Below are 13,824 nucleotides of genomic sequence, written 5' to 3'. Positions count from 1 at the left end.
AGCGCGCAGGGCAGTAGCCCTGCTGGGGAGATAGCCGTTGAGCGGGGTCGAACTTAGAGGCGCGTTCCGTTGAGGCTAGCCAGCATCTACCCGTGGTGGAGGACCTGCGGTCAGCTACGCTGTTGGTGCACTCCGTAAACAGCGCTATCGTTCCGTTGTTCATGCGACTCGACCGGGCCCGCGTCACCCGACGCGGCCACCCAGCGAGCCGGACGCCAAGGCGGCCTAGCCGTCGAGGTGCGGATCGGCGCAGCTCTGGGCTTCGGCCCGGCCTTCGCCTCCGGGGACACCCGACCCTGGGCCTTGCGGGCCACGGCTGCTGCCACCCTCACGATTGGGGGCCACCAGGCAGCCGTTCCGCATTCTTGCAGCCGGGGGGCGGGCCGGGCGGCGAAGGGGCTTGACCTCGGCAAAAACCCTTTAGGGTGGAGCCTGCGAAGATGTCCCAACGTTCTCCCAAGCCTCGCGCCATCGCGGCGCGCTTGGCCGGGTTGATCCTCGTGATCCTCTCGGCCACGGATCTTGCCGGCCCGACCGGGCCCGCGTCACCCGACGCGGCCACCCAGCGAGCCGGACGCCAAGGCGGCCTAGCCGTCGAGGTGCGGATCGGCGCAGCTCTGGGCTTCGGCCCGGCCTTCGCCTCCGGGGACACCCGACACCTGCGACAGGGGCGGGTATTGGCCTAGTGGTGGGACCCGTCGAAGCACAGCGGGAGGGGGATCAGCGATCGCCCTCCCTGTTGCTCGGCAGGATGCGGACCACACGCGCCCTGCTGGCGGCGTGGCAGGCCGTGGAAACCAGCGCACGAACATCAGGCAACCCGGAGGTGCGCGCCCAGGTAGATGCCATCCGTGGCGAGTTGCCGGGCTTCCTGCGGGAACTGCAAAGCGACCTGCGGCAGGGCAAGCCGATCTTCGATCCCCAGCAGGGCTACGCCAAGCGGAAGAAGCCTGGATCGGACGCGCGCCGAGGCATCGTCGTCGCGCCGCTGCGCAACAGGGTGGTGCAGCGCGCCATGCTCGACGTGCTGCAAACCCGTGAGCCGAAGATACGGCAACGCCTCGGCGGACTGCCCGAACTGGTCGAAACGCCTACCAGCGTTGGCGGCATCCCGGAGCGTGGCCCACCCGACGCCGTGCGGCTGATCCAGGCCGCCATGCAGGCCGGCGCCCGGTACTTCGTGCGATCCGACATCAGCGACTTCTTCACCCGCATCCCCCGGCCACCCATCCTTGACCAGGTGCGGCAGGAAACGGGCGATGCTGCCTTCGCCACCATGCTCGGCGCAGCCTTGCGAACTGACCTCGCCAACGAGGCCGAGCTGCGGGAGCGAGGGTGGCTTCACTACTTTCCAGACGCTACGACCGGCGTGCCACAGGGATCTTCGCTGTCCGCGTGGTGCGGCAACCTGCTGCTGCATGACTTCGACCGGGCGTTGAACACCGCGGGCACCGTCACCGTGCGCTACATTGATGACTTCGTGGTGCTTGCGCAGGATCGCCGCACGGCACAGCGCGCGTTCCAGCAGGGATTGCAGATGCTGAAGGCACGTGGCCTGTCGGCACGTGACCCCTTCGCTGGCGACGATCCCAAGGCCGCGCATGGCACCACCGCCACCGGCTTCGACTTCCTGTCGTTTGCGCTGCGGCCCGGCTACGTGGCCCCGTCACGGGCAGCAAAGGCGAGCCTGCTCAAGATGGTGGAAGACACGATCAAGCAGGCCAGGCAGACCATGGATAGTGGCGTGCTGGACCACCGCTCGCGGGAGCGCTGCTACGCGCAGACACTGACCCTGCTCGACGACCAGGTTCGCGGCTGGGGGCACGCCTTCCGCGAGACGAACAACCGCGTCGAGTTCCACCAGCTCGACGAGCGGATCGACCAGGAGCTGCGACGCTTCGAGGACTGGTTTCAGCGGCGGCGGCGGACGGTGGGGGACGAGAGGCGTGCGCGCCGGCTCTTGGGCGTCGCGATCCTCGCTGACACGCCTGCGGCCGGCGTCGGCAGGTCAAAAAAGACCTTGCCTTAGAGCAGCGGTAGCGCCACCGCATCGGCCGTCGTCATTGCCCCTTGGGCTGCGTCATCTGCATGGACATGAGCACCTGCGGCTTCCCAGGAGCGGGAGTCGACTGGCTGCCCGTGTACGTCATGGCGCGGTCGGGCTGGTTCGGGTGGCGGACGCGGGACGCGAGCCGGTAGAGGATTTGCCGATAGGTGCGGCCGTCCTGCTGGAACTCCCGGTCGATCTCGCGCGTAACGGCCACCTCTGGACGGCCTATGCCCTCCGCCAGCTTGACGAACTGCCGCTCAGCCTCGGCCCCGTCGGCGCGCTGCAATCCCATCTCGCAACGGTGTTGCCCGGGGCGGGAGATGAGGATTGTGGTGCCGTTGGGGCTCTGCCGGTACCACACGCTGCCCCTCTCACCCCTGAGGATCTGCGTCGCCGTCGCGGCTGGGGCAGGCTGGAAGCCCTGAGCCTCTGCTTGGCGCCGCAGGTTCTCTTCGTTGTTCAGATCGGAACAGACTGAACCGAAGGCTGCGACGGGATCGACGGCGGGCTGTGCAGCGGCCGGCGGCGTCCACCCGGCCAGATTCAGAACCAGCAGGAGCACGGGCGGAAGCACCCCAACACTTCGGCTGTGGCGAACTCCACGAAGGTCAATCATCACTATGCTGAGCCCGGCCGCGGTCTGACGCGGTAAGTGAAAGGCACGTTGATGCCCGTAACAGGCTTCTCATCGATCGCCGGCGGTGGCGGTGGCGGAAGCGGGCTGGCGGCCTGTAACGCCTTCAAGCCGGCCTGATCCAGCTGCGGCCAGCCTGAGCTACGCGCCACGGTGGCATTGGAGACGTTGCCTTGCTGGTCTATGTCAGCCCGAAGGATCGCTGTTCCCACAGCCCAATCCGGTCTGTCGGCCGTTGGATTTGGATACTCAGCAACGCAGGCAAGACGCCGCGAAACGGTCTGGTTCCAGCTTTGTGGCTCAGCCGAAGCAACGCACTCTGGTCTCTCCGGTATGGCGGCGCAGGAAGCTAGCGCCAATGCGGTGACCGGCAGGAGGCGGGAGACGTTCTTACCGAGGCTCATAGCCGCGTCCGATAAAATGCGAGCACGTACGCATTCCTGATGCAGTCGGATTTGTCGTTCCAGTCCACCATCTCGAAGCCGGCCCTCACTGAAGAGCCGAGAGCAGGATTCACGTAGTCCCTCGCCATGAACGAAGGGATTCCATCAGTGCCAGGCCAGGGGAGAGCGGTGGAGAAGCGATCGCTGAGCGAGGCCAAAGATGAGCACTCGGGGATGCGAAGGCCGCGCAGCTGGAGGCGGTCGGCGTGCCGGATGGTTCCGTCGCAAAGCTCATCCCGGTCTTGCCGAAACAAGATCGTATCCCAGCGTCCAGCGCTAGGTTTGGCGGCGGCGTACTGCTCGCCTATCAAGGTTCTGATATCAGCGGGATCTTTGCAATCCGCCCCTGTCTCGGTTCTCCACTGATCCTTCCGTGTCAGCGTTGCTCCCAGGATCGTTGAGACAGTCTGCGCGTCACCGGACTGACGATTCTGGGCGAGCCGCACAAGCTCCGTTTCAACAGCCGAGGGGGGCCGGGCGCTCGAACAGCCGCCGAGAGCGGCCAGCAACGGAGCGACAAACGCGGCGAGCGGCAGCTTCATACGGCCACTTTCCGCAGCCGGACACCCGGACCGCCACCGTTCTCCGCGATGAACTCGACGCCGGCTGCTTCTAGCGTGGTGCGGATTGCCGCCACCGTGCGGCGTTGGGGCATGCCCTCAGCCATTTCAAGCCGGGCGAGGGTCCGCATGGGCACCCCACTTTGTTCCGCGAGAACCTCGCGCGTCATACCCACCAGAGCGCGTGCTGCACGGACCTGCGCAGCCGAAATGGCATCTATTGTGTCATTTGGAATTGCGCTCATAGGTTGACGATGGCACAACCTGTGCCGTTCCTCAAGGAACAGCGGCCGGGAGGCGTGCTACCAACACTCCACCCGGCCTCACCGCAACCCGGAAGCATGAGGCAACCGGATCATGGCTGATCACGCCCTTAGCACGGGTGCGCCAAAGCGCGCACGCCGTGTCGCGACCCCATCCCTCTATACGCCTGCCGAGGCCGCGCGCCGCCGGGCTGAACTGCTCGACATCATCGACCGCGCCATGGCGCTGCTCGATGCCATCGACGCGCCGTTCTGCGACCTGGAGCCCGAACCCGACGAGGAAGGCGACGCCGACGAGGCCAGCTTGCAGCCCCTCGCGCCCGCCCTGCCGGTGGTGCGCCACCGCCGCCTGCGGAGGGCTGCCTGATGGCCCGTCACACGCCGGCCCCTGTGCCGACCTTCAATGACCTTGATGGCCTGCTGCTCGACGTGAGGAGCGGTTTGCACGCCGTCCGCGTCCTCACCGAGGCCGAGGACCTGCGGAGCGGTGGCGTCGAGGCTGACCAGCTGCAAGGCGCCCTCCAATGGGTGGTGAACCACCTGGCCGAGCAGTTGGGCGAGGCGTCCGGCATGGCCGAGGCGTTCAGCCGCATCGCCCGCCAGCACGAGGAGGGCAATGCGTGATGAAGAGCATCCATCGCCGCGCCCTGATGGCCGCCGCGCCCGCCCTGGTGGCGGTGCCGGCCGCGCCCGTCGCTACTGCCCACCCCGACGCCGAGCTGCTGCGCCTGTGCGCTGAGCACCAGGTCGCGCAAGCCGCCTACGAACGGGACGGCGGGCGCCTCGAGCCTGAGGAATGCCCGCTCGCCATCGCCTACCTGGGCAGCGTGAGGGCGATCGGCGGCGCCGAGGCGCACACGCTGGCCGGGATGCTGGCGAAGGCCCGTGCAGCGAAGCGCGAGGCACTGATGCCTGACGGCAGCGAGCAGCCGCACAGCTGCGTGGCCGCAGATTGGGCTTGGGACCTCCTGAACGACCTCCTGCGACTGGCGGGTGAGGCATGAGCGCCCGGCTTCCACGCCGCGCCTGGGGCGCGCTGGCGCTGGCTGGCATCGGTGGCGGGCTCGCTGCGGCCGGCGGCATCCAGGCTGCCGCCACCGCGGTCACCGGGGCCACCGCCGATCCCGACTCGCTGTTGCTCTACCTCGCGGTCGAGCTGCGCACGGCGCTGGAGCAGGAAGAGGCCGCGTGCTGCGCCTACAGCGCCGCCGCAGGCACAGAGAGCGAGGTCGCCGCAGCAGTGGCGCGTGATGCCGCCTTCGACGCCTGGGCCGCCATCGTGGACCGCATGGCGTTGGTGCCGGCGGCCGGGCTGGCGGGCGTGTGCGCGAAGGCGGCGCAGCTGGTGCGCGCCAGCGAGACGGGCGGTGGCGTGGCGGATGCGCGGCTGACCGAAAGCCTGCGCCGTGACCTGGTGCGCCTGGCGCCAGGGGTGATCGAAGCATGACGCCTGCCACCGTGCGGCCTTCCTTGCCGAGCCTGCCCGACTTCGCGCAGGTTCACCTCGGCGCGGCTAGGTTTGGCCGCCGAACGCCGGGACCTCATGCCCGGCCCGCCGCGCCGTCTTCTTCGCATGAGACAGGCCGGCATGAGGCGGCGATGACAACATACGGGAGCGGTGCGTCCGCTGCGGAGCTGTACGGGCTGCCGCTGCGCGACGCGCTGGACGCCTTCACGCCCGAGGAAGACAGGGCGCGCTTCTACGATCCGCGTGCCACGCCGGAACAGCTGGCGGCGCCGAGGGCGAGGATGTGGGCCGAGCTGTACGCCGGCCTCCTGGTGGCGCACGGCCGGGCCGGGGCGGCGGATGGCCCGTGGCGGGAGATCGACGCCGATCTATGGCCGCAGCTGGCCGTGCGCGACCGGCCGGACGGTGCGGTGGCGTCGGCCGCGAAAAGCGGCGGCCCCGCCTTCCATGACGTGCGGGTGCGGTGGCCGGACGCTGGTCTTCGCTGGCCGGACGCTGTGCTGGCCTGCTGTCCACCCGGCAAGGTACGGCGCCTCGCGCAGCTGAAAGCGCAGGGCTATCCGTGCAGAAGCGTGGGATTCCTGCCCGGCACCCTGACGTTCGGCCGCTACAGCGAAAGTGACGACGACGAAGCTGACGCGCTGTGGACAGCGGCCGAGGGGCGGCTGTTCGGCAAGATCCAGGTGGGGCGGCTGCGGGTTACAGCCAGCGACCCCGCAAAGGACCACGCCGAGTGGGTGGCACCACTGAACCTGCGCGAGCTGATCCAGGATGATCAAGCCGCCATCCGCGCCAGTGACCGTCCCTCTCTCGTGAAAGCCAACCTGCACTTCATCGACCCCGATTTCGCCACCGATCAATGTGTGTGGCTGTCTCCGAATGGGCGGCTTCTCGGCTCGCTGGAAGCGGATGAGGTGCGGGTCCTGATCGGGCTGCGGGTGAAGCCCGGCGTGCCAATCGCGGCACCTGCGACCGTCGCGGTGGCGGTACCCGAGGCGAGGCTGCCAGTGCCCATCCCTGTGCCGCTGATGCCGTCAGCGAAGCGCAAGGTGCATGGCCGCCCCGACTACCGGGAGGCCGGCGCAAAGCTGGTGGCTGAAATGGCCGAGATGATCCGTGAGAAGCAGGCGCGGAACATGACTGATGCGTCCCGTGCGCTCGCGCACAAGGCAGCGGGCAACGGTTCGGAGGACAGCAGGGCCAAGCGCCTCCGTGACAGGTTCAGCGAGCGATACCCATCCTACGTGGCTGGCGCCGCCATGGAGCCTGTGGAGTCCTGAGCCAGAACGCCACAAGCTCCAAGGACTCCATGCGGCGTGGTGCCGCACTGGTGTCGGCGCCAGGGACGCAATCGGGCCTCCTGGCGGCATGGAGCCGACACCATGAAAGACACGACAGGGGCCGCACCGCGCCCCGAGGATCGGTGGCTGAGCCGCCGTCAGGCCGCCGATCATGCCTGCCTGTCCGTCCGCACGCTGGAACGCCTCGCCCTCGACGGTGCGGGGCCGCCGTTCTCGCTGGTGGGGCGCCGCGCCCTCTACCCGCTGAGCGACCTCAACACTTGGCTGCGGCTGCGGCTGGCAACTTCGACCTCGGCCGCAACTGTGCGCGCCAGCATGGCAGATCGGGGGTGCGGGGCATGAGGTTCCGTCCGCCGCGCGTCCACGCCTTCACGCTGCGCCACAACCTGTCCGGTCTGGCCGCCCTGGGCCTGATCGAGCCCGACCACCGCCTGCCGGCGCTGCTGCCCGCCTGCGAGGCGCTGGCGCGGGACCTCGGCCGCAATGGCTGGCCCGGCAACGCCTTCCTGGAACGGCCACGATCCGCCGCCCTGCTGGACGCGGCGGTGGCCGAGGTCCACGCGCACGATCCGCTGCTGTGGCCGATCCCGCAGTGGAGCGAGTGGCATACGCTGCTGGTCCCGGCGTCCTGGGGTTGCGAGGCCATCGCCGCATCCATGCAGCGCGCGGCCAGCGAGCGTCACAGCGTCCCGCGCCAGCAAACACCGTTCATCCATCACGAGCGGCTTCCATGGCGACCCTGGGATATCCGGCACTGGGCACAGCAGGCGGCCCATTGCCTGCGCTGTGCGGCAGCCGGTCACGAGATGCCCTCGGATGGGGAGCCGAACCACAGCGTCGACGTGCTGCTCAAGCTGCTGACGCGCCACCGCATCGGCTTCATGACCGACCCGCAGGCCGTGCCGCCCCCGATGCTGGTACCACCCGCCGATGGCGCCGCAGCCGCGCAGGCGCCGGCATGAGGCCAGCGCCGCGACATGACGCCCGCGACCTCGCTGCGGCGCTGGCGGGGCGGATGCCGGCGCTGGCGGGGGAACTGCTGCCCGGCGGCCGCAGGGACGGCCCTGAGTGGCGCTGTGGCAGTCTAGCGGGCGAGAAGGGTCAGTCCCTTGCGGTGCGGCTACACGGCGAGCGTGCGGGCGTGTGGTCCGACTTCGCCAGCGGCGAGCGCGGCGATGCCCTCGACCTCGTGGCGGCGGTCTTGTTCGGCGGCGACGTGAAGGCGGCGATGGGGTGGTCGCGGCGCTGGCTGGGCCTGCCGGAAGATCCTCGCTCCGGGCCTGTGCCCGCCACCGTGCGCCGTGCGCCAGCGCCGGCCGACGATGCGGCGGCCGAGGCCGAGGCGGAAGGCCGCCGCCGTGCCGCGCGCGGCCTGTTCGGCCATCCGGACACCCTGCACAACATCGCCGGCACCCCGGCCGCGCTCTACCTCGCGGGCAGGGGGATTGAACTGGCCGAGCTGGGCCGTGTCCCGCGCGCCCTGCGCTTCCATCCCAACGTGTGGTGCCAGGAGGTCGGGTGCCCGCTGCCCGCCATGCTGGCGGCGATCCACGGCCCCGACGGCGTGCACGTCGCCACGCATCGCACCTGGTTGGCCGAGATTGACGGCGCATGGCGCAAGGCGTCGCTGGCGAAGGCGAAGAAGGTGCTGGGCGGCTTCGCAGGCGGCACGGTGCGGCTGTGGCGCGGCGCCAGCGGCCGGCCGCTGAGCGAGGCACGCGACGGCGAAACGGTGGCGCTGGCTGAGGGCATCGAGACGGGGCTGTCGGTGGCGTTGGCGTGCCCGGAGCTGCGCGTACTGGCTGCGGTGAGCCTGGGCAACATGGGCTCGGTGCAGCTGCCGCCAGCAGTTCGCACGGTGATCCTGTGCGCCGACAACGACGGTGACAATCCGGCCGCCGCGCGCGGATTGCAGCGCGCGATCGACCGCTTCGCTGGCGAGGCACGCAACGTGCGCGTCGCATTCCCGCCTGATGGCGCCGATGACTTTAACGATGTGCTGACCTCGGGGGATGGCGAATGACCGCGGCGAAGAAGGGCGGCCGGAGCGCCGTGCGCGGCGCGATCGAGGGCGCTTCCGCCGCGAAGCCCAGCGCGTCGCCACCGCCGCCCGCCAACGACGGTGCGAAGCCGCCACCGTCGCCACCGGATCGGCTGGGAGGCCGGTTCAAGATGGAGCGGGACGGGCTGTGGCGCGTGGCCCGCGATGCCAGCCGCGAAACCGACATGTGGCTGTGCGGCCCCTTCGATCTGCTGGCGGAAACCCGCGACGAGGAAGGCGGTGCCTGGGGCCTGCTGCTGGGCTTCCGCGACCGTGACGGCGAGCGGCACGAGGTCGCATTGCCGCGCCGGAATCTCGCGGGCGACGGCGTGGCGGTGCGTGAGATGCTGAGTGATGCGGGCCTGTCGCTGGCGCCGCAGCCGCAGGCCCGTGCCGCCATGATGGAGTACCTGTCTGCGGTCATTTCGGAACAGCGTGCGCGCTCGGTGCCGCGCCTGGGCTGGCACCGCATCGGTGGCAACCTGGTGTTCGTGCTGCCCGACGAGGTGTTCGGCACCACGGCCGAGCGGGTGATCCTGGCAGCCGAGGAACGGGCGACGCACGCCTTCCGGCAGGCGGGCACGCTGGCGCAGTGGCGGGATCAGGTCGGGGCGCTGTGCCTCGGCAATTCCCGGCTGGTGTTCTCGGCCTCCTGTGCCTTCGCTGGCCCGCTGATGATGCTGGCCGGTGCGGATGGCGGCGGGTTCAACATCAAGGGCGCGTCGCGCCTGGGCAAGTCCACGGCGCTGCGGGTCGCGGCCTCTGTGTGGGGTGGCGAGCCGGGCAGCGGGGCGCAGGGGTTCGTGCGGCAGTGGCGGGCCACGTCCAACGGTATCGAAGGGCTGGCTGCAGCCCATTCCGACGCGCTGCTGCCCATGGACGAGCTGGGGCAGATGGATGCCCGCGACGCTGGCGAGGCGGCGTACATGCTGGCGAACGGGCGGGGCAAGACACGGGCCTCCCGCAGCGGTGCGACGCGGCCCGAGCTGCGGTGGCGCGTGCTGATCCTGTCCACCGGCGAGGAAGGGATTGCCGACAAGAACGCGGAAGCGGGCAAGCGCACACGCGCCGGGCAGGAAGTGCGCCTCGTGGACGTGCCTGCCGACGCTGGCGCGGGCCTGGGGCTGTTCGAGGCGCTGCACGGCGAGGCCGGGCCGGGCAACCTCGCGGAACGCATCAAGGCTGCCACCGCCGCCTGCTACGGCGCGCCGGGGCGGGCCTTCCTGGGCTGGCTGCTGTCCGAGCTGGAACGGGATGAGGCGGGGTTCTGCTCGGCCTTGCGGGATGAGCGCGACAGCATGATGCGGGCCATGCTGCCCGAGGCGGCCGGCGGACAGGTTCGCAGCGTGGCGGCCTCCTTCGCGCTGGCGGCGGTGGCGGGCGAAATGGCGGCGCGGGCCGGGATCGCACCGTGGCCTGAGACGGATGCCGAGGCAGCAGCCTCGACGTGCTTCCGGGCGTGGCTGAGCGAGCGCGGCACGGTGGGGGCGAAGGAGGACGCGCAGGCCGTGGTGGCGCTGCAAGGATTCCTGAACGCCCATGGTGCCGCGCGCTTCGAGCTGTGGCGCGATGCCGCCAGCGAGGCGCAGGACGAACAGACGCGCCCCGACATGCCACCAGCGGAGCGATACCGCACCGTCAACCGTGCGGGCTGGCGGCGGTGGCAGCAGGCGGCCGAGGGCAGCGCCTTTGCCTGGCACTACTACCTGACACCGGACGGCATGAAGGAGGCGTTGAAGGGGCTGATGGTGCGCGACGCCACAGGCGTGCTCGCCGCTCGGGGCTACCTCATGCCACCCGACAAGGGCGGCAAGCACTCACGGTCCATGACGCCGCCCGGCAATCCGAAGATGCGGCTCTATCCTATCCTGCCCAGCCTGTTCGATGCCGAGGAAGGCGCAGCCTAGTCCCGCGCGCGGGATGGCCGGGGTTGGCCGGCAGGCTCCTATCCGCGTCCATCCCGCACCCCGCCATCGGCGGCTAATCCGGGCACTTATTCAACCAATGGTTGCCATCCGGAACACCCGAGATAGGCCTTCATAAGGTTACAGACCGGACCTTTAGTTGATCATTAAGATCAAGAACGCCGTGTTCTTGGAACACCTCAAAATCGAGGTGTTCCAAGATCGAGGGCAAGGTGTTCCATGGTATCCACTTTAGGATCAGAGACTTAATAAGGGTGGAACACCTGGAACACCTGGAACACCACAAAACTGCAAGGGGGTAGATACCGCGCAGCGTTGGCGCGGAACAGGAACTCGCCTCCGGGTTGTGCGGCGAGGTGGTCGGAACGGACGGTCGAGGTGCCCGGCCGGGTCAACCAACCCACCCCCGGGGGGGGGGGCAAATCTCTGGGGCACTGGGGGCCGCGACCGATCCGGGGTCACGCGTGTGATGCCGCGATAAACGCCGAATCTTTTTCTGGCCGGGCTGGGCGCGTGGGGCTCGGGCGTGGCTGGAGGGAGTTGGCGCAAAAGAGTCCGGAAAGAGTCCGGGAGAGCCGGGTAGTCCCGCCTTCGCTCGCTTGCAGGCTGCTAAACCGTTGTAATTATGGTGCCGGGTGAGGGATTTGAACCCCCGACCTTCTGATTACAAATCAGCTGCACTACCCCTGTGCTAACCCGGCCGCCCGGCTCTCCTAGACCGACGGCCTGCCCATCTCAAGCGTCCAACCCCCGGCGCCTCCGCAGGGAGCGGCCGGGGTGGGCGTCAGGCCCGGCCATGGGGCACCAGCTCGTCGTTGCTGGTGCTCCGTACCACCGCCGCGAAGAGCCGCAGCGCGTCGGGCCCGCCACGGTCGCACAGCGTGCCGATCTCCATTTCCTCGGCGAGGAGTTCCGCATGCGCGGCCAGGGTTTCGGAGGCCCGGCGCAGCGCTTCGCGTGACAAGGCGAGCTGGCTCTCGTCGCTCAGCCCCCACCAGTCCGCCCCACCGTCCGACGCGTGCATCCGAACCACCTCACCCTCGGGCGACCACCGCCCCCAGGATCTTTCTGCATCGCCTCGGCTTAACGGCTGGTGAGCGGCGCCGCGATGCTCAGGCCACCCGGTCCCGCGCCAACTCGTAGAGCGCCACGGTCGCTGCCGCCGACACGTTGAGGCTTTCCATGGCCTCCGAGATCGGCAGCCGCACCAGCTCATCGCAATGCTCGCGCTGGAGACGGCGCAGCCCGCTGTCCTCGGCACCCAGTACCAGCACGTTGCGGCGGTCGCGCGCCACGGCCTCAGCCAGGGTGCGCTGCGCCTCGCCGGCCAGCCCCAGCACCCAGGCCCCGTTGCGCTGCAGCTGCTGGATCACGCGCGACAGGTTCACCTCGCGCACCACTGGCACGATCTCCAGCGCGCCCGAGGCCGCACGCGCCAGCGCACCGGTTTCCGGCGGGGCATGGCGGTCCTGCATCACCACCGCCGCGGCGCCGAAGGCCGCGGCCGAGCGCAGGATCGCGCCGACGTTGCGCGGGTCGGTCACCTGGTCCAGCAGCAGCACCGGCCCGTCCGAGGCGGCCAGCGCCGCGTCCAGGCTGGCGGCGGGCAGGGGCTGCACCAGCAGCGCCGCGCCCTGGTGCACCGAATCCTCGGGCAGGAAGGTGTGGAAGCGGCTGCGGTCCTCGACCCGCTCCGCCCGCAGGCGCCAGGGCTTGGGCAGGCGCGTCGCGAGCTCGGCCTCCGCCTCGGCCGTCAGCAGCAGGCGGCGCAGCTGCCGGCGCGGATTGGCCAGCGCCGCCGCCACGGCGTGCATCCCGTGCAGCCAGAGCGTCCCGGCCTCGGGCTTCACCAGACCGCCCGGGCGCGACGGAGCCTCCGCACCGGCCGGGGATTCGCCGCGCCGGGACGCGAAGGGGCGCTCCTCGGCCGGCTCGCCGCGCGGGGCGAAGCTGCGGCGCTCGGCTGAGGCCGGCCTGCCGCGCGGCTGGTCGTCTTCCTGCCAAGCGGCCGCGCCGCGCCGCGCCGGATCACGGCCGGCCTCGGCGCGGGGGGAGCGGTTCTCGCCACCGGTCCCGGCACGGGCGACGCCGCCGGAGCGCCCCATCCTGCCCACCCGGCCAGCATCGCCCGGACGCCCGTCCTCGTGCCCGGTGGAACGGCCCGCGGGGCGTCCGGCGGGTTTCGCGAAACGCCCGCCCCGCTCCCCGGCCTCGTCGCCGGCGAAGGACCGCCGCTCCCGCGCGTCGTTCTTGCTGGCCAGCCTGGACGGCGCTTCCGTCGTGGGGCGGCCACGACGCGGGGGCTGCGCGCCGCGTTCGTCCCGTTCGCCCGAACGCTCACCCGGCTTGCCGCGCGCCGGCCGCGCCCCGCGCGCGGGGCCCTCCGCATCGGCCGGGCGTGACGGGCCGCGGGCGGGGCGGGCGGGGCCGGGCGGGCCCGGTCGGCGGGTGGTGGGCATCGGCGTGGTCCTGGCTGGTCTCGCGTTTCCGCCCCTTTGCGTGGCGTCGCACCATGGGTGCTGGCGTGCCGGCGCGGGAAAACACTCTTCGGGTGGCGCTGTTTAGGCGCCCACGCCCGGCCCGGACACCGGCTTTTTCGCATCCCCGACAGGGCAGGGGCGCCCATCGCGGCGCGGGCCTGCGCAAAGTTGCTCAGGCCACGTTGACACCCCGGGGGCAAACCGGATACCTCGGCGCCGCTCCCACAGGCTGGGCCAGTGCGGAGGGGTGCCCGAGTGGCTAAAGGGGACGGACTGTAAATCCGTTGGCTAGCGCCTACGTTGGTTCAAATCCAACCCCCTCCATTTTCCCCGTCTCAACGGGAGCGCGGGTGTAGCTCAATGGTAGAGCCCCAGCCTTCCAAGCTGGTTGTGCGGGTTCGATCCCCGTCACCCGCTCCAATCAAGAACCCCAACGGGACTTCCCGACTTCGCAGTCACTGACGTTTCCTTGGGGGTGCTTTTCTCCGGGGCGCATGCACCACGCCCTGAACCGTAGGCAGGTACGAGGACACACATGGCGAAGGCGAAGTTCGAGCGGACGAAGCCGCACTGCAACATCGGCACGATCGGGCACGTGGATCACGGCAAGACGTCGCTGACGGCAGCGATCACGAAGGTGCTGGCGAAGTCGGGTGGCG

General features: G+C 70.1%; 17 protein-coding genes and 3 tRNA genes. 13 read left to right on the top strand and 7 right to left on the bottom strand.

Translation table 11 applies throughout. The annotated features are described in order from the left end of the window. Positions 1-751: 751 nt before the first annotated feature. Complete coding sequence (locus ACFFGY_RS14740) at positions 752-2,029, top strand: reverse transcriptase domain-containing protein (protein ID WP_377045261.1); 1,278 nt, start codon at positions 752-754, stop codon at positions 2,027-2,029. A gap of 31 nt (positions 2,030-2,060) precedes the next feature. Here ACFFGY_RS14740 and ACFFGY_RS14735 read toward each other — a convergent pair whose 3' ends face one another. Genes ACFFGY_RS14735 through ACFFGY_RS14720 form a run of 4 tightly spaced genes read right to left on the bottom strand, consistent with a single transcriptional unit; the run spans position 2,061 to position 3,932 of the window. Continuing rightward, positions 2,061-2,612 carry an NMCC_0638 family (lipo)protein gene (locus tag ACFFGY_RS14735; protein ID WP_377045260.1) on the bottom strand — a complete coding sequence of 184 codons (552 nt, stop codon included), beginning with the start codon at positions 2,610-2,612 and terminating at the stop codon, positions 2,061-2,063. Positions 2,613-2,668: 56 nt separating this feature from the next. After that, positions 2,669-3,088 carry an energy transducer TonB gene (locus tag ACFFGY_RS14730; RefSeq protein WP_377045259.1) on the bottom strand — a complete coding sequence of 140 codons (420 nt, stop codon included), beginning with the start codon at positions 3,086-3,088 and terminating at the stop codon, positions 2,669-2,671. Then, positions 3,085-3,669: a hypothetical protein gene (locus tag ACFFGY_RS14725; RefSeq protein ID WP_377045258.1), complete on the bottom strand. Its 585-nt coding sequence runs from the start codon at positions 3,667-3,669 to the stop codon at positions 3,085-3,087. The genes ACFFGY_RS14730 and ACFFGY_RS14725 overlap by 4 nt, the downstream gene beginning before the upstream one ends. Then, positions 3,666-3,932 (bottom strand): helix-turn-helix domain-containing protein, encoded by a 267-nt coding sequence (locus tag ACFFGY_RS14720; RefSeq protein WP_377045257.1) that lies wholly within the window; start codon positions 3,930-3,932, stop codon positions 3,666-3,668. The genes ACFFGY_RS14725 and ACFFGY_RS14720 overlap by 4 nt, the downstream gene beginning before the upstream one ends. 112 nt (positions 3,933-4,044) lie before the next feature. Here ACFFGY_RS14720 and ACFFGY_RS14715 point away from each other — a divergent pair, with 112 nt between their 5' ends. From ACFFGY_RS14715 to ACFFGY_RS14675, 9 genes are all read left to right on the top strand, one after another. Beyond that, complete coding sequence (locus tag ACFFGY_RS14715; protein ID WP_377045256.1) at positions 4,045-4,317, top strand: hypothetical protein; 273 nt, start codon at positions 4,045-4,047, stop codon at positions 4,315-4,317. Then, complete coding sequence (locus ACFFGY_RS14710) at positions 4,317-4,574, top strand: hypothetical protein (protein WP_377045255.1); 258 nt, start codon at positions 4,317-4,319, stop codon at positions 4,572-4,574. Before ACFFGY_RS14715 ends, ACFFGY_RS14710 begins: the two co-directional genes overlap by 1 nt. Then, positions 4,574-4,954: a hypothetical protein gene (locus ACFFGY_RS14705; protein ID WP_377045254.1), complete on the top strand. Its 381-nt coding sequence runs from the start codon at positions 4,574-4,576 to the stop codon at positions 4,952-4,954. The genes ACFFGY_RS14710 and ACFFGY_RS14705 overlap by 1 nt, the downstream gene beginning before the upstream one ends. Further along, the gene (locus ACFFGY_RS14700) at positions 4,951-5,397 is read left to right on the top strand and encodes a hypothetical protein (protein ID WP_377045253.1); all 447 of its coding nucleotides are present in this window, start codon (positions 4,951-4,953) and stop codon (positions 5,395-5,397) included. The genes ACFFGY_RS14705 and ACFFGY_RS14700 overlap by 4 nt, the downstream gene beginning before the upstream one ends. Further along, on the top strand, positions 5,394-6,698 hold the full coding sequence (locus ACFFGY_RS14695) for a hypothetical protein (protein ID WP_377045252.1): 1,305 nt from the start codon (positions 5,394-5,396) through the stop codon (positions 6,696-6,698). The genes ACFFGY_RS14700 and ACFFGY_RS14695 overlap by 4 nt, the downstream gene beginning before the upstream one ends. Positions 6,699-6,800: 102 nt before the next feature. After that, positions 6,801-7,061: a helix-turn-helix transcriptional regulator gene (locus ACFFGY_RS14690; RefSeq protein ID WP_377045251.1), complete on the top strand. Its 261-nt coding sequence runs from the start codon at positions 6,801-6,803 to the stop codon at positions 7,059-7,061. Continuing rightward, complete coding sequence (locus ACFFGY_RS14685) at positions 7,058-7,681, top strand: hypothetical protein (protein WP_377045250.1); 624 nt, start codon at positions 7,058-7,060, stop codon at positions 7,679-7,681. The genes ACFFGY_RS14690 and ACFFGY_RS14685 overlap by 4 nt, the downstream gene beginning before the upstream one ends. A gap of 53 nt (positions 7,682-7,734) precedes the next feature. Then, positions 7,735-8,742 (top strand): DUF7146 domain-containing protein, encoded by a 1,008-nt coding sequence (locus ACFFGY_RS14680; RefSeq protein ID WP_377045249.1) that lies wholly within the window; start codon positions 7,735-7,737, stop codon positions 8,740-8,742. Then, complete coding sequence (locus tag ACFFGY_RS14675; protein ID WP_377045248.1) at positions 8,739-10,667, top strand: DUF927 domain-containing protein; 1,929 nt, start codon at positions 8,739-8,741, stop codon at positions 10,665-10,667. Before ACFFGY_RS14680 ends, ACFFGY_RS14675 begins: the two co-directional genes overlap by 4 nt. A gap of 644 nt (positions 10,668-11,311) precedes the next feature. On the opposite strand, the gene ACFFGY_RS14670 is transcribed toward ACFFGY_RS14675, so the two are convergent. The 3 genes from ACFFGY_RS14670 to rlmB all read right to left on the bottom strand — a co-directional run bounded on the left by ACFFGY_RS14670 (position 11,312) and on the right by rlmB (position 12,499). Further along, positions 11,312-11,386, bottom strand: a tRNA-Thr gene (locus ACFFGY_RS14670). An 83-nt stretch (positions 11,387-11,469) separates the two neighbouring features. Beyond that, positions 11,470-11,709 carry a hypothetical protein gene (locus ACFFGY_RS14665; RefSeq protein WP_377045247.1) on the bottom strand — a complete coding sequence of 80 codons (240 nt, stop codon included), beginning with the start codon at positions 11,707-11,709 and terminating at the stop codon, positions 11,470-11,472. An 88-nt stretch (positions 11,710-11,797) separates the two neighbouring features. Beyond that, positions 11,798-12,499: a 23S rRNA (guanosine(2251)-2'-O)-methyltransferase RlmB gene (gene rlmB, locus ACFFGY_RS14660; protein ID WP_377045555.1), complete on the bottom strand. Its 702-nt coding sequence runs from the start codon at positions 12,497-12,499 to the stop codon at positions 11,798-11,800. Positions 12,500-13,406: 907 nt separating this feature from the next. Here rlmB and ACFFGY_RS14655 point away from each other — a divergent pair. From ACFFGY_RS14655 to ACFFGY_RS14645, 3 genes are all read left to right on the top strand, one after another. Then, a tRNA-Tyr gene (locus ACFFGY_RS14655) sits at positions 13,407-13,489 on the top strand. A gap of 22 nt (positions 13,490-13,511) precedes the next feature. Then, positions 13,512-13,585 (top strand) — tRNA-Gly (locus ACFFGY_RS14650). A gap of 115 nt (positions 13,586-13,700) precedes the next feature. Continuing rightward, positions 13,701-13,824: GTP-binding protein (locus ACFFGY_RS14645; protein ID WP_377045554.1), on the top strand; the 124-nt coding region annotated here is incomplete at its 3' end.

Source organism: Roseomonas elaeocarpi (assembly GCF_042433915.1).
Lineage (GTDB): Bacteria > Pseudomonadota > Alphaproteobacteria > Acetobacterales > Acetobacteraceae > Roseomonas > Roseomonas elaeocarpi.
Note: the sequence above shows the minus strand (reverse complement) of the source record. Positions and strands in the feature narration are given on the sequence as shown.